Source organism: Acinetobacter sp. 1294596, from assembly GCF_000582925.1.
GTDB lineage: Bacteria > Pseudomonadota > Gammaproteobacteria > Pseudomonadales > Moraxellaceae > Acinetobacter > Acinetobacter radioresistens.
Window position 1 is genome coordinate 41,285 of sequence record NZ_JFCC01000005.1, and the last position, 19,305, is coordinate 60,589.

The following is a 19,305-nucleotide window of genomic DNA, read 5'->3' on the forward strand; positions in this document are numbered from 1 at the left end:
TTTTTTATGAAGCTTATTTATGAATTAGTGCGACAGTAAAACGTTAATACAGTCTGATAATCGTCGTCGCGGGAGATATCTGTACGGTTACCGGTAATCGCACCAAGAACACCAGCAGCAGCTTGTACCATTTGGCCAGTCTGCTCATCCACCACACCTTTGAGTACACCGTTATAACTGGTTTTTTCATCTACAACTACAGCAGTTGCTTTACTGCCACAAGTGCTGTTAGCTGCACTAATAGCATTATTTTTAGAAATAATATTGGTTTTACCAATTCCAGTCACTTCATACTGATTATTTTCCTTCTGAATTGCTAGACTGTTTTTTGGGGTGGTAGCACAGGCGGTCAGCATGAGCGAAGCAGCGAATAGGGAACCCAAACTTAGAATTTTTTTCATCATACACCCTAAAACTATTATTAAAAGATTGGAACTATTTGAGCATATTTACTCTGAATCATATTGAACGGGTTGTATGGAAATTGAGGTTTTATAGATATTATTTGTGAAAGCTGTTAAAAGCGCTACTGGCAAATTGTCTGTAACTCAATAAAATGAAAAGATTGTGCTAATCTAGTTTAATCTTGAATTTTATATTTAAAAATTAATGGAAGACAATACTGTAGAGCTGATTCATCACAATATTCATCAGCGGCAATCAATTGGACATTTGATTGAACCTGCTCCAAATGCAGAGCAGCTGGAACTCGCCTTTCAGGCAGCATTAACAGCACCAGACCATCACCGCTTAAAACCGACTCATTTTGTGGTTATTGCACCTGAGCAGCGCGAAACATTTGGGGAACTATTATCACAGGCAGTGGCTGATATGGGTACAATGGAAGCAGCACAGATTGAACGGGTAAAGAATCATCCTTTGCGTGCTCCGTTACTGGTCTTGGCGTTAACCCGTTTTCAAGATCACCCAAAAGTTCCTTATTTTGAACAAACATTAAGTTCAGGTGCGGCTATCCAGAACTTTTTGCTTTCCCTGCAAGCGCAAGGGTTTTCAACAATGTGGCGTTCAGGTGCTGTGGTAGAGTCCAGCTTGCTAAAAAAAGCTTTGAATTTGCGTGAACATGATTTAATTTCAGGCATTATCTATATTGGTACAGCAGCTAAAGCAATTGCACCGCGTACAGAGATAGATACACAGAATTTTGTAAGTTACTGGTCTGAATGATTTTGTTTCCATAGTATGGAACATGAAGGATAAAAATAATGTCAGAGTTGAAGTTTAGCGATCTGGTTGAACCTGTTGAAATTGACCGTAAAACTGCATTAAGAATCACTGTACTGGGTGGTGGAAGTTTTGGTACAGCTATGGCCAATATTTCTGTACGCAATGGTTGTGATACCAAGATCTGGATTCGCGATGAAGAAATTGCCCGGGAAATTAACCGGACACATATCAACCAACGCTACTTGCCAGATTATCCTTTAGAGAAAGAATTGCAGGCAGTATCTGATCTTGAAGAGGCAGTACGCGACCGTGATATTATTCTGGTAGCCATTCCAAGCCATTCTTTTCGGGATGTTATACAAAAAATTAAACCTTTTATCAGTGCGCAGGCAGTGGTTTCGCTTACGAAAGGAATTGAAGCTAAAACCTTTAGCTTTATGAGTGACATTATTCGTGATGAGTTGCCAGAAGTTCCTTATGGAGTGCTTTCGGGCCCGAACCTGGCAAAAGAAATTATGGCAGGTATGCCGGCGGGGACAGTAATCGCCAGCCATTCGGAATTGGTGCGTTATGCGGTGCAACAGGCTTTGCATAGCGCTTTATTTCGTGTATTTGGTAGTGATGACGTACATGGAGTAGAACTTGGTGGTGCTTTAAAAAATATTTATGCAGTCGCGATGGGAATGGCGGCGGCCTATAATGTAGGTGAAAACACCAAAAGTATGATTATTACACGTGCCTTGGCTGAGATGAGCCGTTTTGCTGTCAAACTGGGTGCTAATCCTTTAACATTTTTAGGTTTGTCTGGCGTTGGTGACCTGTTTGCTACCTGTAACAGTCCACTCAGCCGTAACTATCAAGTGGGTTTTGCTCTGGGTAAAGGTAAAACTTTAGAACAGGCTACGCAGGAATTAGGACAAACTGCGGAGGGGATCAATACTATCGTTCAGGTACGTACACGAGCACAAGAGCTTGAGGTATATATGCCAATCACTAATGCTTTATATGAAGTTATTTTTGAAAATGCACCGCCACTAACAATAGCCTTATCTTTGATGAAAAATGGTCATCGCAGTGATGTAGAATTTGTGTTGCCACATAATCAGGTCTAATCATCCAGACGTATCATAAATGTCATGAAAAAACGTTATGATAGGTCTGAAGTAATGGGGATAATATATGCAATTAGTTCTGATTCGACATGGTGAGGCAGCCCATCCGCCGGAAGTAACTGACAGTAAGCGACCTTTAACTGAGCGGGGTCATACACAGGCTGAGGAAACTGGAAAATATTTGAAAGATTTAATAAAGCCAGAGGTTCTTGTTGTGAGTCCGTTATTACGGGCACAAGAAACCTTGGTCCATATTCAAAAGAATTTCCCTGATGTTCCGGTACTGGTCTGTGATAAAATTAAACCAGATGATCAGGCAAAAGATGCGATTGACTGGCTAGCACAACTGCCTTACCAGTCGATTACTGTCGTGTGTCATATGAATGTTATTGCACATATTGCCGAGCAGCTTGTTCATGAGTCATTCCATCCTTTTGCACTGGCTGAAGCGCGAATTTATGAACTTCCCGTAATTGCAAATGGTCTGGCAGTCCAGCAGCAGAACTTTATTCCAGTACATTAAAATAAATTAGAAAAATGGTAGATCAGACTTAATGTTGTATTTATGGATGCCAGAAGCCAATGGAGTTTGGCAATGGTCAAATGGGGATGCCTGGAGTGAAAGCTCGAGTCTTGAACAGCTGATTCAGGAAATTAAAATATATCAAGGTGAAGAAACAGTTGTTTTTTTTCCAAGTCGCGGGCTACAACTGCTTCAGCAGCAGATGAGTAAATCTCAATATAAGCAGCTTGGTACAGAAGGGGTACGCTATCTGCTGGAAGAGTACGTAATACAGCCGATTGATCAGCTAAAAGTACTGCACTATTTTCAGGCTGCTGAAGAACGATTAACAGTCATGGGAATCGCACAGAATTCAGTAGAAACATTACTGCATTCACTGAATTTACTTCCTTTAAAAGTTGCTGCACTTTTGCCAGATTTCCTGGTTTTACCCCAGCCTGATCCCGGTGAAACTATACTTGCAAATATTCATCAGCGGTTACTTGCACGTGAAAATGAGTTTAGTGGCAATTCAATAGATGAGCTTGGAGTTTATCTGGAATTTATTCATCCGGAGACCCGTTTCCGTTGTAGCGGGCTGAGACCAGATCAGCAAATAGTACTAGATGCAGTAACTACTCAAGAGCAGAGACAGTACTTTAGTTATCAGTTCGAGCCTATTAAAAAGCCTAAACAGCATCCCTTCAATATTTTGCCTAAAGCACAAAAAAGTGAACAGTTTTCTGGTTATTGGAAAGCTTGTGCAGCAGTATTTTGTGCCATTCTTATAGTACAGTTGAGTTATGATGTATTACGCTGGTCAAAATTAAAAAAACTGGCTGATCAGACTGCGATACAGGCAATTGACCAGTATCAAGACTGGTTTGGACCTAATAGCCGTATTACTGAAGAAAATATACAAAGTCAGTTTGAAAGCCAATTGCGTATGAGCCGTAGTGCAAATACTGAGGCACTGCAAATTTTGAGCCGGGTTGGCCCAATCTTGGCCCAGCAGCAGATTCTGGCAGAGCGGGTAGGATATGAGTCATCAATATTAAGTCTTGATTTGAAAGCCAGTTCATCTGAACAGTTGCAGGCACTTACCCAGCAGTTAAACCAGCAAGGTTTTAAAGCTGAACTTGGTAATGTACAAACCCAGGGGGCGGGAGTAATCGGTTTGGTGAAAGTACAATAATGAAAATATTTGAGAAAATAGACCATTCATGGAAAAACCTGGCTGAGCGTATAGAAGACTATCTGGACGGACTTTCTCTGCGCGAAAGAATCATGGTAATTTTTACCACAGTCTTTGTGCTGGTCACAGCCGTTGGATGGTCACTCTGGACCATACATCAAGCTGCGGATGACCAGCAAAAACGTTTAAATGACCTCAAAGATCTTATGGTCTGGATGCAGACCAATGCAGTAACCATGAAACCAGCGGGAGAATCGCAGCTAACGCCGGCAGAGAAAGTGCAGCGTATTTCTCAACAGCAGGGGTTATCAGCCAGTATCCAGGCCACCGGAAAGCAGCTTCAGATTTCAGTGCAGCATGATAATTATGCTGTATTAGCCAACTTCCTAACCCAAATGGCACAGATGGGTTTAAGTATTGAAAAAATGGAGCTTATAAATCAAAACCAGCAAATCAGGCTCATTGTGACCGTGCAATAAGCTGTAAAAATAAACATAGTTCAGGCATAGCCTTTTATGTAACCTGTGCCTATAATATGGCAACTTGTAAAGCGGTAGATTTTTGCTGATATGTTCTATTCTCTGGCCCGCCCCTTGTTGTTTTCGCTAGCACCAGAGCGTGCACATGAACTGACCTTATCATTGCTAAAATCAGCCCATAAGTTTGGAATTGGACATCAGACAGTTGCCCATAAGCCTGTGACCTGTATGGGAATCGAATTCCCCAACCCGGTCGGTCTAGCAGCAGGTTTGGATAAAAATGGCGCTTATATTGATGCTTTAGCTGCATTGGGTTTCGGTTTTATTGAAATCGGAACAGTTACTCCACGTCCCCAAAGTGGTAATCCTCAGCCACGTTTATTTAGGATTCCTGAGGCAAAGGCCATCATTAACCGTATGGGTTTTAATAATGATGGTGTTGATCGGCTGGTTGAGAATGTAAAAGCAGCGAAATATAAAGGCATTCTGGGAATTAACATCGGTAAAAACGCTGATACCCCTGTAGAAAATGCAGTTTCGGACTATCTGACCTGTCTTGAAAAAGTATATAATTATGCTTCTTATGTGACAGTAAATATTTCTTCCCCAAATACCAAAAATTTACGCGATCTGCAAAGTGGTCATGCTTTGACCGAGTTGCTTAAAACATTGAAAAACCGACAGCTTGAGCTCGCAGAGCAATATCAGCATTATGTGCCTCTAGTTTTAAAGGTTGCGCCGGATCTGAGCCAGCAGGATATCGAATTTATTGCTTCCCAGCTGGTTATCTTCAAAATTGATGGGCTGATTGTGACCAACACTACTTTATCCCGTGAAGGAGTAGAGGGTTTGGCCTGTGCAGATGAGAGCGGTGGATTGTCTGGTGCACCAGTATTTGAGAAAAGTAACCAGTGTTTGCAGGAATTTGCGAAAAGGCTAAAAGGTCAGGTCGCTCTGGTGGGTGTGGGTGGGATTGTGTCTGGAAACCAGGCTGCTGTAAAACAACAGTATGGTGCCCAGCTTGTACAGATTTACAGTGGTCTTATCTATACTGGACCAAATTTGATCAAAGACTGTGTTGATGCCATGAATTAATTTATGAATACCATCGATATAGTTATCCTGATTATCCTGCTCATTGGAGGGCTTAACGGTTTGCGACAAGGATTTGTAAAGGCCTTTGCGAACTTGGTAGGATGGGTATTTGCACTGATTATTGGTGCAAAATATGCCAATATTCTCGCGCCTTCTATGGTGGTACTCAGTCATGATCCGGTGGTCCAGAAAATTGCCGCCTTTGCATTTATTGCCCTGATCATTGTTGTGCTGACTTGGATTGTCACCGCATTTCTGAATGGTATTCTGAAAACTTTTAAATTAGGTCCATTAAACCGTTTGGCTGGTGGAGCTTTTGGTTCGCTTAAAGGCCTGCTGGTAGTCTTGATTACTATGCAAGGCTTGGGCCCTTGGGTGGAAAGTTCTCCTCACTGGAAGCAGTCCAGACTGATACAAGCCTTATTACCTTATGCGCCTATGGCAACTGAAATCTCTAAAAATGTGGCGAATCATGCATTAGATGAAATGAAGTCTGAACAACAGCCTGCATCTTCTCCTTCTCGGCGTGAGTCCAATGATACAGCTGCCAGTGAGCGTTCAAACCATTCAACAAATAATCCTTTTTATTAATCCTAGCCTGTCTGCGAGGTTGTTATGTGTGGAGTAGTTGGTATAGCCGGTAAAGCGCCAGTTAACCAAATGTTGTTTGATGCTTTGACGATGTTGCAACATCGTGGACAAGATGCAGCTGGGATTGTAACCTGCCATGAAGGACGTCTTTTCTTGAGAAAAGATAATGGTATGGTACGCGATGTATTCCATACGCGTCATATGCGCGCCTTGCTGGGTAATTACGGCATCGGACATGTACGTTATCCTACTGCGGGTTCATCAAGTAGTGCCGAAGCCCAGCCATTTTATGTAAACTCACCTTATGGGATTACCTTGGCACATAACGGCAATCTGGTAAATGCAAAAGACATTCATGAAGACCTGTTCAAAACTGACTTGCGTCATATGAACACTGATTCGGATTCAGAAGTGCTGCTTAATGTATTTGCCCATGAGTTACAGAAGAGTGGCAAGTTAGAGCCATGTGCAGAAGATATTTTCCATGCTGTAAGCCGTGTGCATGATCGCTGTAAGGGAGCTTACGGTGTAGTAGCCATGATTACGGGACATGGTGTAGTCGGGTTTCGCGATCCTAACGGGATTCGCCCTTTAATTTATGGATCACGTGAAACAGAAGAAGGTACTGAATATATTATTGCTTCAGAATCTGTGGCAATTACTGCGCTGGGTTTTAAAATCGAGCGTGATGTAGCACCAGGCGAGGCCATCTTTATTGATTCACAAGGTCAGCTATTTACCCAGCAATGTGCCAAGAACCCTTCTTATCGTCCATGTATCTTTGAATATGTTTATTTCGCACGTCCTGATGCCATTATTGATGGTATTTCGGTGTATAAATCCCGTTTACGCATGGGAGAAACACTTGCAGCAAAAATTTTGCGTGAATGGGGCGAAAATCATGATATTGACGTGGTGATTCCTATTCCAGATACCAGCCGTACATCTGCATTGGAGTTGGCTAATATTCTCGGGGTGAAATTCCGCGAAGGTTTTATGAAGAACCGCTATATCGGACGAACCTTCATCATGCCGGGGCAGCAGCAGCGTAAGAAATCTGTACGCCAAAAATTAAACCCGGTTGAGTTGGAATTCAAAGGCAAAAATGTCTTGCTGGTAGATGACTCAATTGTTCGCGGTACTACCTGTAACGAAATCATTCAGATGGCACGTGATTCTGGAGCCAAACAGGTCTTTTTTGCTTCGGCTGCACCAGAAGTCATGTATCCGAATGTTTACGGGATTGACATGCCGGCCAAATTTGAACTGATTGCGTCAGGCCGTAGTGTTGAGGAAGTGCGTGAAATTATTGGTGCTGACCGTTTGATTTTCCAGGATCTGGAAGACTTGAAAGATGCGGTTCGTACCAAGAAAGTTCCTCATCTGACCGAGTTTGATTGTTCTGTATTTGATGGTATATATGTGACAGGCAATATTGATGAAATTTATCTAGAAGATCTGGAAAAATTGAGAAACGATATGGCCAAAAAGGGTAAAGACCCATATATCGATGTCAATATTGATGCCGCTTCTGTTGATTTGACCGGAATCAGGGAAGAGTAAGCGCAAACACGTTAAAAAGCGGGTTTTGCCCGCTTTTTTACTTTAAGATAGGCAAAACAATGTAATCAGGTAATTTTACATTGAAAGACGTCAGCCATTATTTAATTACTAATAAAAATATGATGTGGTCCATGAGCATTTGCCTGCTTGCGATCATTTTAAGTATATTTATTCTCAATAGCCTGTTGGGTCTAATAGTTCATTTTTTTGATCCTGAACAAGCTGTCATGTGGCATGTATTCAGCCCTTATCTGATCTTATTGTTATTACTGGTAATGGGTGGTTCGGTTGCCTATGAACGCTATGTATTTCGTTCTGGGGGGCATACGCTTGCTAAACAGCTAAAAGCTCGGCGTCTTAATCTGATTGAAAGCACACCTGAGGAAAGTGTAGCTATTCATTTAAATGAACATTTGGCACAAAAGTTCATGATCAATCCTCCAACTTTATATGTGCTGCCGGATGAGATCGGTGTAAATGCTTTAACCGCTGGCTTCCATCCCCAGGATATTGTAATTGTGTTGACATGGGGGGCATTGCAAAACCTCGATGAGTTAGAACTTTACGGGTTACTCAGTCATGAGTTTAACCAGATACTTTCTGGCGAAACAGCTGAAAATACCCGGCTTAAGATCGTTTATAGTAGCCTGACTACTTTTAGCCAATGGGGCAGTAAAATTGCCAAATTAGGGTTTCGAAAAACTACTATCAATAAACGTCACCAATTTGAAACAACGTTTGTCGCAATAGGAGGTATTATCTGGCTGGTTGGCAGTTTGGGCGTGTTGGTGACTCGTCTGATCAAATATCTGACTTTAGGTGGACGTACCTTCCGGAATGATTTTAAAACCAAGCGTCTTATTCAAAACGATGCCAATATTCAGACCTTACTCCGAATTTATGTGCATCATGCAGGTTCACAGATTCATAGTGAATATTCAGAATCAATTGCCCATATGTGTTTTGCCAACTCATTGAGTCCGCAAAGCTGGATGAATATTCATCCCAATATTGAAGAAAGAATTTACGAACTAAATCCTGCCTTACTACAAGACTTACAGCTTGAAAACCTGAAAAAGCTGCGTAGCCAACCATTTTTTAGCCTGTTTCGTTCTCTGGAAGAAATTAATGGCGAAGTCTACAATCCCTGGACTTCTCCACAACCGCTACCTTTATTACGTTTGTCTCCTATCAGCTTTGCTATTAATGATGCAATCAAACCTCTCAAGCCTGAAATACGTCGTGGCATGAAGCGCCCCGAGCTGATCCAGCGTGCTATGTTGACTGCTACTGGGTCAAGAGAAGTTATGGTTGCGATCTTGATGATTCGTCAATATCGGGAATTTATTCCTAAAGAAGCTGAAGTTAGCCGTGCAATTGTGGATGCATTGCTGAATCTGGACGGTCGTGTACATATCCAGATTTTTTTAGAGGCCTGTAAAAATATTGGTCATATACCCGCATCTATTGCCCGTCAATTTCTAACCCGACTGGCAAAAATTATTCAAGAAGATGGTGAAATTGGACTGCTCGATGCTTTATTGCTCGAAAAAGTTAAATATGAGCTAAATCTGATGCCTTTGCACATGCCTGTATCTTTAGAAGACGCTAAACCGCAGATTGTACGGCTGGTCGACGCACTATTGCATGTACAGCAGATTAACAGTCCAAACCAGCTAGATGTACGATATAAAATTTTACAACAGGTTCTTACTCTGGATGAGCTGTCTTTATATGAAGAAATTTCTGATGAGCCGCTCGATTTGGCAGAGATTTTAAATGATATTGCGGGGCTATTACTGCGTGACCGGTTAAGCATGCTGGGAATTGCCGAGCTTTGCCTGTGGCATGACCGGATTATTACCCAAGATGAGCTCGATGTACTAGAGTTGCTCTACTGGCGATTGGGTTTTGAAACCAGAGAAATTATTGACCAGATGCAAAAGAAGAATAGTGTCATGATTATTTGAAACTGGTGACGATTTTATTGAATCAGAATATGCACCATGATGAATGAATAAAATATCTGAACCGGCCAGAAACTACAGCAAAGCATATAAAAGCCCGTTAGAATAGCTTTCAGGAAAATTAGGGTAGTAACATGATTGGGCATGAGCGGAAAATACTGGCAACTTTAGGAATTGATGTCTGGATTCCTCGAGGTACTGTATCAGCACGCCTTGGCAATACACCAATCTGGCGTGACCAGACAGCAAAGGTTGAGCCGTTACATTTTCATGATCATGTAAAAAATGTTAAGCCTGATTCTGCTACAGAAAACCTGCAAAAAAAAATCACGGATATTGTTGAGCAGGTAGTAGCTATTGATACACTACCACCTCAAGCTGAAAAAGAGCACCTGCCAGCAGCTTCCAAGGATGCAAATGCTGCAGAGGCTGTCAATCCTATAGTAGAAGTTGAAGCTTTTAGTGTGCAGGCTTATAGTTTGGTGCACTGTACAATTTTAATAAATGCTACCCGTCTAACTGAGCCGCAGCAACAGCTATGGTTAAATATTCAGCGTAGCTTGTCAGGGCAGTATAGTTTGTTGGAATGGCCTTTCCCATTGCCCAATTTTCAGGATAATCGTGGTGTAGGTTGCTATGTACAAGGTTTTATTGATGCTATTGCCTATGAAAAATCAATATTAAGCTTAGGTGATATTCCATATCTGAATCATTCAAAAATTATCCGTTTAGCCAGTTTGCAGGAAATGCTAGATAAACCGTTACTGAAGAAACGCCTGTGGCAATTTATGTATAAAAAGATGGAATAGCAGATAAATAGGAATACAAAAATGGATAAAAAGCGCGTAGTTGTATTTAGCCAGATTGATCAGACCATTCTTGAGCGTTTGCAACAGCAATATGAAGTTCAGGTATTAAATCCTAAATCAGGTGATATTAATGAGCAAATCCGTCAGGCAGTAACAAATGCTGATGGCATGATTGGTTCGGGACGAGTGCTGAATGAATCTAACCTAGCGAGTGCACAGCAGCTTAAGATTATTTCAACTGTAAGTGTTGGTTATGATAATTATGATGTGGATTATCTAAACCAGAAAAAAATCTGGCTTTCAAATACTCCGCATGTCTTAACAGAGACTACTGCTGATTTGGCTTTTAGTTTATTGATGAGTGCAGCACGCAGAGTGCCTTATCTGGACCAATGGACCAAGCAGGGTCAGTGGAAACGTACGGCGGGGACTGAACAGTTTGGTCAAGATATTTTTGGCAAAACTTTAGGTATTATTGGTTTGGGGAATATTGGTGCGGCAGTCGCACGTCGTGGATATTATGGTTTTAATATGGATATTCTATATCATAACCGCCGTGAGAAACCTGAACTTGCCCAGCCTCTTGCAGCAAAATATTGCTCAATGAGTGAACTGCTTCAGCACTCTGATTTTATAGTCATGGCAGTCGACTTAAATCATGAATCTAAAGCTCTCATCGGCCAGGCAGAATTTGATCAGATGCAATCCCATGCTGTATTCGTCAATATTGCACGTGGTTCAGTTATAGATGAAGCAGCACTGATCAATACTCTAAAACAGAACAAGATTTTTGCTGCCGGACTTGATGTTTATACCAAAGAACCTTTACAGGAATCTGAACTGTTTAACCTGTCAAATGTTGTTACTCTGCCTCATGTGGGTTCTGCAACAGAAGAAACCCGTAAAAAAATGGCCGAGCTGGCTTATCAGAACTTAGTACAGGCTCTGGAAGGCCAAATTCCACGCTATCTGGTTAACCCTGACTTTAACTAAAGCTTCATAACACTTCACTGCATTTTTCTTCAATGTTGAGTGTTATATTAGCTAAAGATGAATTCAGCTATGGAATCAAGATTGAAAAAGTTTTTGCTTGCAGCGGGACTGAGCAGTCTGACCACTTTCAGTCCAGCACTTACTTTTGACGCTCCTTCTTCATTTGGTCAGGTAGAAGTACCTGATATTGGTGGAGGAGTAGGGTTAATTGATCAGCAGCAAGAGCGCTTCATTGGTGAAAAAGTTTATCGTGAAGTTCATAAACAAATGCCGGTCATGCAAAACCCTTGGCTTGAAGACCAGTTATATTCTATTTTTACCCGTATCTTAAGCCAGACTCAAGCAGGGCAGCCAATTGGACTAGTAGTAATTAAAGATTCTCAAATTAATGCTTTCGCTGTGCCGGGCGGGCTGTTTGCAATTAATACGGGGATGGTAACTTCTGCCCGTAATATTGATGAGGTGGCAGGGGTGATGGCACATGAGATTGCGCATGTTACCCAGCGACATTACAGCCGTTCTAAAGAGGCATTTAAAGGTCAGGGTCTGCTTGCACTGGCTGGTGTTTTGGTGGGAGCAACCATTGCTTCACAGGCTGATGGAGAAGCAGGTACAGCAGTTATGCTCGGTACTCAGGCTGCCTTAATGGATAAACAGCTAACCTACAGCCGCAACCAGGAACGTGAAGCAGACCGTATAGGCATGCAATATATGTACTCGGCTGGCTACAATCCACAAGGCATGGCAGATTTTTTTGAGCTGATGAACCGTTCTACTAGCCGTGTCAGTTTTATGCCAGATTTTTGGCTCACTCATCCCTTAACCTCACAGCGCATGAGCGAAGCAAGACTACGTGCTAACCAGTTGCCTAAAGTAAAAAGTAGTTTATCTGACCCTGATTTTGAAATTGTTAAGCTTTATACTGCGGTGGTCGCTAATCAGGCAACTGAAAATCAGCTGTCTATTTTGGCAAAACAGGGCAGCTTTGCAGGCCAGTTGGCGTTAGCTACATTTTATGAACAGCAGGGCGATTATGGTCAGGCACAAACAGCATTAAATCAGGCAAAAATGGCAAACCGTCCACATCCGCTGATTTCTCTTATACAGACTGATATTTATCTTGGACAAAACAAGATAGATCTGGCTTTAAATACAATTAGCCCGTTACAGCGCATTATGCCAGAAAATCGGTCATTAGCTTATAAACTGGCTGAAGTACTAATCCAGCAACAGCAGCCAATACAAGTAATTAAACTGGTACAGCGCTTTACTAATAATAATCCAAGAGATGTATATGGATGGCATTTAATGCAACAGGCAGCTACACTTGAGCCGGCTTCAGCCTTAAAAGCTGTGAATGTATTACGTTATCGTGCTGAGGTGGAATACTGGAGTGGAGAAGAAGAAGCGGCAATTAAGTCGATGTTGCATGCACAGCGACTGGCAAAAAATAATAATGCGATGTCTGCCAGAATTGATGCACGATTAAATCAGATGCAACAGGAGCGCCAATTAAAAATCTAAATGATAGAGACCAGAACGTTAAGAAAGCTTGGCCTTGATTTTACCTGAAACAGCAGAAGGGTCGGCACGTCCGGCTATGATCGGACGTAGAGAATTCATCACCTTACCCATATCTTTCATGCTAGTCGCTCCTTGAGCAGCAATTGTTTGCTCAATGAGAGAATCAAGTTCTTCCTCAGTCATAGCTGCTGGTAGAAATTGGGAAATAATCTCAATCTCGGCTTGTTCTTTACTAGCTAAATCTTCGCGGCCAGCGCCCTGATAGGCTTTTACTGACTCTTTACGTTGCTTGATCTGTTTCTCAATGACCGCAAGAACCTGAGAATCATCAAGCTCTTTGCGTTCATCAATTTCGATTTGCTTGATGGCTGCCTGCAGACCACGAAAAACAGTCACTGTTGCCATAGCTTTGGCACGCATTGCAGTTTTCAATGCATCAGTAATCTGTTCTTTTAAAGTAGTCATAATATTTTCCAGGCAGTAATCAGTCACAAATTAATTAGTAAAGGCGAGTAGTACGTACAGATTCACGAGCCAGTTTTTTCTGGTAACGCTTAACTGCAGCAGCTTTTTTACGCTTACGTTCTTGAGTTGGTTTTTCGTAGAATTCACGCTTACGAACGTCAGCAAGAACACCTGCTTTTTCGCATGAACGTTTGAAACGACGGATAGCTACGTCTACTGGTTCGCCTTCTTTCAACTTAACTTGTGGCATGAAGAATCCTCTAAGTTTATGGATAAGTACACAGGCAGGATTGCCCGCATACACAAGTGAAGGCCATTATTTTACTCATTTACTTCTCATACCACAAGTCTATAATAGTTTCTGCATTATTTTTTCGCATTGGATAAAGGCAGTTTAATGATTGTTTTAGGCTTGGAAACTTCTTGTGATGAAACCGGATTGGCTCTTTATGACAGCGAGCAGGGTTTACGTGGGCAAGTACTTTATAGCCAGATCAAGCTGCATGCAGAGTATGGTGGAGTAGTGCCGGAGCTGGCTTCACGGGATCATGTACGCAAGCTGATTCCGCTTTTAGATGAGCTGCTGATACAAAGTGGTGTTAAAAAGACTGAAATTGATGCAGTTGCCTATACCCGTGGGCCAGGTTTAATGGGCGCGCTAATGACCGGAGCACTTTTCGGACGTACTCTGGCATTTGCCTTGAACAAACCGGCAATTGGGGTTCACCATATGGAAGGCCATATGCTGGCGCCCTTACTTTCAGATACTCCACCTGAATTCCCATTTGTCGCGCTTTTGGTTTCAGGTGGGCATTCCCAGTTAATGGCAGCTTATGGTATCGGACAATATGAATTACTGGGTGAGTCTATTGATGATGCCGCCGGTGAGGCTTTTGATAAAGTCGCGAAAATGATGAATCTGCCGTATCCGGGAGGACCAAATATTGCCAGACTTGCCCAGCAGGGTAATCCGACTGCATTTGATTTTCCACGTCCGATGTTACACCAGGGTCTGACCTTTTCATTTAGTGGTTTAAAAACTGCTGTTTCGGTCCAGCTTAAAAAAGTTGAAGGCCAAAATCGTGAAGCCGATATTGCTGCCAGTTTTCAAGAAGCTATTGTCGATACTTTAGTAAAAAAATCAGTCAAGGCATTAAAACAGACCGGGTTAAACCGTTTGGTAATAGCAGGTGGTGTAAGTGCAAACCAGCGTTTACGTGAACAGCTGGAAAGTAGCTTAAACAGAATTAAAGCTTCAGTTTATTATGCTGAGCCTGCACTCTGTACAGATAATGGTGCCATGATTGCATTTGCTGGTTACCAGCGTCTGAAAGCAGGACAACAGGATGGCTTATCTGTAACCACTACACCGCGCTGGCCAATGACAGAGCTTACTTGTCCGGCAGAAATATAATTTTGGTTTAATTAAGGAAGAGGCTTTTGCCTCTTTTTTATTTTCTATTGATCTGGTGTTTAAAATGAATAAATATTTTACTTGCTATGTGTTTGCTTCTCTTTTTCTTTCTGGTTGTACGGTTCAGCATAATTTAATAAATGAAACCCCGAGTCAGATTGCTCAAGGACATAATCAGGTGATTCATCAATACTTTGATGAAAAAAACACCTCAGGTGTGCTGGTTATTCAAACAGATAAAAAAATTAATCTGTATGGTAATGCTCTAAGCCGCGCAAATACAGAATATGTGCCAGCCTCTACATTTAAAATGTTGAATGCCCTGATCGGATTGGAGAACCAGAAAACGGATATTAATGAAATATTTAAATGGAAGGGCGAGAAAAGGTCATTTACCGCTTGGGAAAAAGACATGACACTAGGAGAAGCCATGAAGCTTTCCGCAGTCCCAGTCTATCAGGAACTTGCGCGACGTATCGGTCTTGATCTCATGCAAAAAGAAGTAAAACGTATTGGTTTCGGTAATGCTGAAATTGGACAGCAGGTTGATAATTTCTGGTTGGTAGGGCCATTAAAGGTTACGCCTATTCAAGAGGTAGAGTTTGTTTCTCAATTGGCGCATACACAGCTTCCATTTAGTGAAAAAGTGCAGGCTAATGTAAAAAATATGCTTCTTTTAGAAGAGAGTAATGGCTACAAAATTTTTGGAAAGACTGGTTGGGCAATGGATATAAAACCACAAGTGGGCTGGTTGACCGGCTGGGTTGAGCAGCCAGATGGAAAAATTGTCGCTTTTGCATTAAATATGGAAATGCGGTCAGAAATGCCGGCATCTATACGTAATGAATTATTGATGAAATCATTAAAACAGCTGAATATTATTTAAGAGCTTGACAGAAACTCTAATTTTATAAAAAGCCCACTTGAGATAAATGGGCCTTTTATAATCTGTCTAAAAATGAAACCTGTTAATTTTTCTGGCTTAAAATTTTACAGTGCTTTTAGTTGTTGTGATCCAATCCAGTGTTTAGAGAACTGATAGGCGGCACGTCCTGACCGTTGGCCACGTGCCTGACACCAGCGTAGGGCTTCAGCACGGGCTTCGTCATTCATTGGCATATCTGCTTTAGCAAGATAGTGTTCTACAATGGTTAAATACAGGTTTTGATCCATTGGATAGAATGAAAGCCACATTCCAAAACGATCCGAGAGTGAAATTTTTTCCTCAATGGCTTCTTGTGGATGCAACTCGGTATATTGCGGTACATCTACACGAGTCACTGGCGTATTCTCATGCATAAACTCTGGTAACAGATGTCGACGGTTGCTGGTTGCATAAATAATAAAATTACTTGAACCTGACTGTAATGAGCCATCAAGTACACTTTTTAAGCTGCGATAGTTTTCATCTTCAGCATTAAAGGCCAGATCATCGCAGTAGACAATGAACTTTTCCGGACGCTTCTGGATGAGCTTCTGGATTTCAGGAAGATCAGACAGATCATCACGTTCAATTTCAATTAAACGTAATCCTTGATCTTTATACTCGGTTAAAAGGGCACGGACAATTGAAGATTTTCCTGTGCCGCGTGAACCGGTAAGGAGAACATCATTGGCGGGCAGATTCTGCAAAAATTGTCGTGTATTTTGAATAATTTTTTCTTTTTGTCTTTCGATTCCTTTCAGGTCATCTAAATAGATTTGTTTCGGTTCGAAAATGGGTTTAAGTTGTTTATCCTGCCATTTATAAGCCGGAGCAGAGAAGTCTGTCTGCTGTTTAAGCTCAGGTAAAAATTGCTGGACCTGCTGTAATACGGTAGAGAGAGTTTGAAGTATATTCTCTGGTAGAGTGAGGTTTGTCATAATTTTTCAGGTGTTATCGAAATAGCTAAATAGTAGCACTAGCAATACCGTAAATAGTACTACAATATCAAAAAGGCCAATGATTATAGTTTTTTGCAATTGATTAGTGGCGAAAAAGATCAGATATTCTCAATAAAAACTTTGAGCACAAATATCAAAGGATAGGCACATAATGTTAAAAGAATTAACTCAAACTATTAATCCGCATCAGGCATATCGGGTTAAAAAATTAAAACATCAGCTGGAAGGGGCCGAATCCTATGAAGAGTGGAAATCTGTTGCATTAAAACTTGATGAAGAAACCGGTGCTCAAGAATGGAAACTCGACAATAGCTCTCCTTATTTTGATACAGAGATTATTTCACATCGTTTGAACCTGCTTAAAAAATATCGCCTGCAGCAGCGCACTTTAGACCTGGTCGCTATTTTACGTGAAGGCTTAAGTTATGATATTGCCAACATTGGCCATCCAATGTTATTTACCGCAACGTATATTGGCACTAAAAAAATAATTGAAGATTACATTGAGGAAATGAGTGCAAGCTTGGCTTATATTGCCTCTAATGAATGTCATAGCTTTAACCTGAAAGAAAAAATAGACTTTTTTGAAAACTGCCAGATTGCTTATGGACAGCCAGTACTCATGTTTTCAGGCGGCGCTACTTTAGGGTTATTTCATACAGGGGTTTGTAAAACCCTGATTGAACAAGATCTGATGCCCAAAGTGCTATCAGGTTCGAGTGCAGGCGCCATTATGACTGCCATGCTAGGGGTTTCTTCGCCTAATGAACTGGAAAGTATTATGAGTGGAGAGAGTTTTTTTACCGAAGCTTTCCATTTTCGTAAACTGACTGATGTACTCAAAGGTAATGGCGGTCTGGCTGATGTGCGCTATCTCAAGCAGTTTCTGATGGAAAATCTTGGAGACCTGACTTTTGCTGAAGCCTACGAAAAATCCGGACTACACATTAACGTTGCTGTGGCGCCATATGATGCAACACAAAATGCCCGGATTATGAATGCCTATACTGCACCTAACTTGCTGGTCTGGAGCGCTGTATTGGCTTCCTGTGCGGTTCCAGTTCTGTTCCCACCGGTACGCCTGACCAGCAAACGCTATGATGGTCAATATACCCAATATATGGGCAATACTAAATGGGTAGATGGCAGTGTACGCAGTGATTTCCCACAAGAAAAAATGGCCCGTCTGTATAACCTGAATTATAGTATCGCCAGTCAGGTGAATCCGCATGTTGTGCCATTTATGCAAAGTGATGAAAACCGCTATCGTAAAGATGTTCTGAGCTGGCCCGAACGGATTGTACGGCGTCAAGGTAAAGTGATCGCTATGGGAATGATGGATTTTACTCGTGAACGCTTAGGTGCAATCCAGCCTGTACGCCGTTTGCTTGATCACGGCTATGGCATTATTGGACAACGTTATTACGGCGATGTAAATATTATCGCCAAATATAATTTACGTCATTATAGCTATATGCTGAAAAATCCGCGACCACATCTGTTTAAGCTATTACAGCGCGAAGGAGAGCAGGCAACCTGGCCTAAAATCTCCATGATTGAAATTCATGCCCGTATCGGAAAAACAATTCAGCATTGTCTGGAGCTTCTACATTATCAAGAAACTCAGCAAGAGAAAAGTCAAGATCATGCAGATGCCTGATCTTGAAAATTCATTTGAAAACCTGATTCTGCGAAATGGCCTGTCAAGCCAGAGGTTTGGCCGCCGTCTGTATCATTTGAGCCAAAATGGAACACCGTATTGGCTTAAGTTTCAACTATCCGAAGTGCAACCTGAATATGAAAAAGGATTTTTACATGAACTGCAAATTTATCGAAAGCTGGGAAAATTAGAGCCAAGTATTCTTCTGCCTGCACGTATCATTGAGTTAAATCAGATTGCAGAATTTAGCCACTTAAAAGGAGAGGGATTAATTCTGCCTCACAGTGATTACTGGTTGGGTGAGCCTGCACAGCAACTATCTTTTGAACAAGCACAGCAGAAAATTTTTGCAATGTTAGGCTGTTTGCAAATTTTGCATCAAACTGGCTGGATTCATGGTGACTTAAAGCCACAGCATTTTTTATATTGCCATAATCAGCTCACTTTAATTGACTTTGAGCAGAGTCAGCCAGTTACACAAGTTCATAAGGCCACCACATTGAATGCCACACCACGCTATATGGCGCCAGAACTGTTTCATGGAGAAATAAAAACGGTTAGAACTGATTTATATGCACTTGGAGTTATTTTATATGAGTGGTTAAGTGGAAAACGTCTAATTGCCAGAAATTATCAGGATTGGGCAGTGCTACACTGTCAGACGTTAAAAATAAGATTACCAGACGTATTTATACCATTTTTTCCGCTTTTAAATGGCTTGTTAAGCAAATATAAAGATCAGCGTTTTCAACAGGTAAATGAAGCGCTCTATCATTTGAAATATTAGAAATGTTTCAAAAATAAACATAAGTTTTTGATTTGTTTTTTATTTAAGCAAACGTTAGGTTTTTTCATAAAAAAGGCTTG

The 19,305-nt window shown here is 41.4% G+C and carries 20 protein-coding genes; 16 read left to right on the forward strand and 4 right to left on the reverse strand.

Annotation, left to right across the window (positions count from 1 at the left end; genetic code table 11):
• Positions 1–17 precede the first annotated feature (17 nt).
• Entirely contained in the window at positions 18–401 is a 384-nt protein-coding gene (locus tag J502_RS03610) for a hypothetical protein (RefSeq protein WP_005014919.1), read from the reverse strand.
• Between the two features lie 208 nt (positions 402–609).
• Between J502_RS03610 and J502_RS03615 the strand changes: the two genes are divergently transcribed.
• The 12 genes from J502_RS03615 (at position 610) to J502_RS03670 (ending at position 13,015) form a co-directional block, all read left to right on the forward strand.
• Positions 610–1,185: a nitroreductase family protein gene (locus J502_RS03615; RefSeq protein WP_005404218.1), complete on the forward strand. Its 576-nt coding sequence runs from the start codon at positions 610–612 to the stop codon at positions 1,183–1,185.
• Between the two features lie 38 nt (positions 1,186–1,223).
• Complete coding sequence (locus J502_RS03620; protein WP_005404217.1) at positions 1,224–2,297, forward strand: NAD(P)H-dependent glycerol-3-phosphate dehydrogenase; 1,074 nt, start codon at positions 1,224–1,226, stop codon at positions 2,295–2,297.
• A gap of 67 nt (positions 2,298–2,364) precedes the next feature.
• The gene (locus J502_RS03625; RefSeq protein WP_005404216.1) at positions 2,365–2,820 is read left to right on the forward strand and encodes a SixA phosphatase family protein; all 456 of its coding nucleotides are present in this window, start codon (positions 2,365–2,367) and stop codon (positions 2,818–2,820) included.
• 31 nt (positions 2,821–2,851) lie between these two features.
• The gene (gspL, locus tag J502_RS03630) at positions 2,852–3,994 is read left to right on the forward strand and encodes a type II secretion system protein GspL (protein ID WP_005405096.1); all 1,143 of its coding nucleotides are present in this window, start codon (positions 2,852–2,854) and stop codon (positions 3,992–3,994) included.
• Entirely contained in the window at positions 3,994–4,473 is a 480-nt protein-coding gene (locus J502_RS03635; protein ID WP_005404214.1) for a type II secretion system protein M, read from the forward strand. Before gspL ends, J502_RS03635 begins: the two co-directional genes overlap by 1 nt.
• 90 nt (positions 4,474–4,563) lie before the next feature.
• Positions 4,564–5,568, forward strand: a complete 1,005-nt coding sequence (locus J502_RS03640) for a quinone-dependent dihydroorotate dehydrogenase (RefSeq protein ID WP_005404213.1) — start codon at positions 4,564–4,566, stop codon at positions 5,566–5,568.
• 3 nt (positions 5,569–5,571) lie between these two features.
• Positions 5,572–6,159, forward strand: coding sequence for a CvpA family protein (locus J502_RS03645; protein ID WP_005014905.1), 588 nt, complete (start codon positions 5,572–5,574; stop codon positions 6,157–6,159).
• Positions 6,160–6,183: 24 nt separating this feature from the next.
• Positions 6,184–7,722: an amidophosphoribosyltransferase gene (gene purF / locus J502_RS03650; protein ID WP_005014903.1), complete on the forward strand. Its 1,539-nt coding sequence runs from the start codon at positions 6,184–6,186 to the stop codon at positions 7,720–7,722.
• Between the two features lie 80 nt (positions 7,723–7,802).
• Entirely contained in the window at positions 7,803–9,692 is a 1,890-nt protein-coding gene (locus J502_RS03655; protein WP_005404212.1) for a M48 family metalloprotease, read from the forward strand.
• 131 nt (positions 9,693–9,823) lie between these two features.
• Positions 9,824–10,498 (forward strand): hypothetical protein, encoded by a 675-nt coding sequence (locus J502_RS03660; protein WP_005404211.1) that lies wholly within the window; start codon positions 9,824–9,826, stop codon positions 10,496–10,498.
• Between the two features lie 21 nt (positions 10,499–10,519).
• Positions 10,520–11,491: a 2-hydroxyacid dehydrogenase gene (locus J502_RS03665; protein WP_005404210.1), complete on the forward strand. Its 972-nt coding sequence runs from the start codon at positions 10,520–10,522 to the stop codon at positions 11,489–11,491.
• A 69-nt stretch (positions 11,492–11,560) separates the two neighbouring features.
• A complete protein-coding gene (locus J502_RS03670) occupies positions 11,561–13,015 on the forward strand; it encodes a M48 family metalloprotease (protein WP_005405097.1) in 1,455 nt (484 codons plus the stop codon).
• Positions 13,016–13,033: 18 nt separating this feature from the next.
• On the opposite strand, the gene J502_RS03675 is transcribed toward J502_RS03670, so the two are convergent.
• Both J502_RS03675 and rpsU read right to left on the reverse strand, forming a co-directional pair.
• Positions 13,034–13,480, reverse strand: a complete 447-nt coding sequence (locus tag J502_RS03675; RefSeq protein WP_005014888.1) for a GatB/YqeY domain-containing protein — start codon at positions 13,478–13,480, stop codon at positions 13,034–13,036.
• 34 nt (positions 13,481–13,514) lie between these two features.
• Complete coding sequence (rpsU, locus tag J502_RS03680) at positions 13,515–13,730, reverse strand: 30S ribosomal protein S21 (RefSeq protein WP_001136722.1); 216 nt, start codon at positions 13,728–13,730, stop codon at positions 13,515–13,517.
• A 147-nt stretch (positions 13,731–13,877) separates the two neighbouring features.
• Here rpsU and tsaD point away from each other — a divergent pair, with 147 nt between their 5' ends.
• Together tsaD and J502_RS03690 are read left to right on the forward strand one after the other, a co-directional pair.
• Entirely contained in the window at positions 13,878–14,894 is a 1,017-nt protein-coding gene (gene tsaD, locus J502_RS03685) for a tRNA (adenosine(37)-N6)-threonylcarbamoyltransferase complex transferase subunit TsaD (RefSeq protein WP_005404207.1), read from the forward strand.
• A gap of 64 nt (positions 14,895–14,958) precedes the next feature.
• Positions 14,959–15,780: an OXA-23 family carbapenem-hydrolyzing class D beta-lactamase OXA-813 gene (locus tag J502_RS03690; RefSeq protein ID WP_005404206.1), complete on the forward strand. Its 822-nt coding sequence runs from the start codon at positions 14,959–14,961 to the stop codon at positions 15,778–15,780.
• A 104-nt stretch (positions 15,781–15,884) separates the two neighbouring features.
• Here J502_RS03690 and J502_RS03695 read toward each other — a convergent pair whose 3' ends face one another.
• On the reverse strand, positions 15,885–16,757 hold the full coding sequence (locus tag J502_RS03695) for an ATP-binding protein (RefSeq protein ID WP_005025424.1): 873 nt from the start codon (positions 16,755–16,757) through the stop codon (positions 15,885–15,887).
• 172 nt (positions 16,758–16,929) lie between these two features.
• Between J502_RS03695 and J502_RS03700 the strand changes: the two genes are divergently transcribed.
• The gene (locus J502_RS03700; RefSeq protein WP_034683158.1) at positions 16,930–18,438 is read left to right on the forward strand and encodes a DUF3336 domain-containing protein; all 1,509 of its coding nucleotides are present in this window, start codon (positions 16,930–16,932) and stop codon (positions 18,436–18,438) included.
• On the forward strand, positions 18,431–19,225 hold the full coding sequence (locus J502_RS03705; protein ID WP_171053869.1) for a protein kinase domain-containing protein: 795 nt from the start codon (positions 18,431–18,433) through the stop codon (positions 19,223–19,225). Before J502_RS03700 ends, J502_RS03705 begins: the two co-directional genes overlap by 8 nt.
• The last annotated feature ends 80 nt before the right edge of the window (positions 19,226–19,305 follow it).

Bases quoted from the DNA above. Each gene is read 5' to 3' on its own strand.
- tsaD (WP_005404207.1), top strand. From the start codon at position 13,878: ATGATTGTTTTAGGCTTGGAAACTTCTTGTGATGAAACCGGATTGGCT.
- J502_RS03705 (WP_171053869.1), top strand. From the start codon at position 18,431: ATGCCTGATCTTGAAAATTCATTTGAAAACCTGATTCTGCGAAATGGC.
- rpsU (WP_001136722.1), bottom strand. From the start codon at position 13,730: ATGCCACAAGTTAAGTTGAAAGAAGGCGAACCAGTAGACGTAGCTATC.
- J502_RS03695 (WP_005025424.1), bottom strand. From the start codon at position 16,757: ATGACAAACCTCACTCTACCAGAGAATATACTTCAAACTCTCTCTACC.
- J502_RS03675 (WP_005014888.1), bottom strand. From the start codon at position 13,480: ATGACTACTTTAAAAGAACAGATTACTGATGCATTGAAAACTGCAATG.
- J502_RS03635 (WP_005404214.1), top strand. From the start codon at position 3,994: ATGAAAATATTTGAGAAAATAGACCATTCATGGAAAAACCTGGCTGAG.
- gspL (WP_005405096.1), top strand. From the start codon at position 2,852: ATGTTGTATTTATGGATGCCAGAAGCCAATGGAGTTTGGCAATGGTCA.
- J502_RS03665 (WP_005404210.1), top strand. From the start codon at position 10,520: ATGGATAAAAAGCGCGTAGTTGTATTTAGCCAGATTGATCAGACCATT.
- J502_RS03660 (WP_005404211.1), top strand. From the start codon at position 9,824: ATGATTGGGCATGAGCGGAAAATACTGGCAACTTTAGGAATTGATGTC.
- J502_RS03620 (WP_005404217.1), top strand. From the start codon at position 1,224: ATGTCAGAGTTGAAGTTTAGCGATCTGGTTGAACCTGTTGAAATTGAC.
- J502_RS03615 (WP_005404218.1), top strand. From the start codon at position 610: ATGGAAGACAATACTGTAGAGCTGATTCATCACAATATTCATCAGCGG.
- J502_RS03670 (WP_005405097.1), top strand. From the start codon at position 11,561: ATGGAATCAAGATTGAAAAAGTTTTTGCTTGCAGCGGGACTGAGCAGT.
- J502_RS03625 (WP_005404216.1), top strand. From the start codon at position 2,365: ATGCAATTAGTTCTGATTCGACATGGTGAGGCAGCCCATCCGCCGGAA.
- J502_RS03645 (WP_005014905.1), top strand. From the start codon at position 5,572: ATGAATACCATCGATATAGTTATCCTGATTATCCTGCTCATTGGAGGG.
- J502_RS03610 (WP_005014919.1), bottom strand. From the start codon at position 401: ATGAAAAAAATTCTAAGTTTGGGTTCCCTATTCGCTGCTTCGCTCATG.
- J502_RS03640 (WP_005404213.1), top strand. From the start codon at position 4,564: ATGTTCTATTCTCTGGCCCGCCCCTTGTTGTTTTCGCTAGCACCAGAG.
- J502_RS03690 (WP_005404206.1), top strand. From the start codon at position 14,959: ATGAATAAATATTTTACTTGCTATGTGTTTGCTTCTCTTTTTCTTTCT.
- J502_RS03700 (WP_034683158.1), top strand. From the start codon at position 16,930: ATGTTAAAAGAATTAACTCAAACTATTAATCCGCATCAGGCATATCGG.
- purF (WP_005014903.1), top strand. From the start codon at position 6,184: ATGTGTGGAGTAGTTGGTATAGCCGGTAAAGCGCCAGTTAACCAAATG.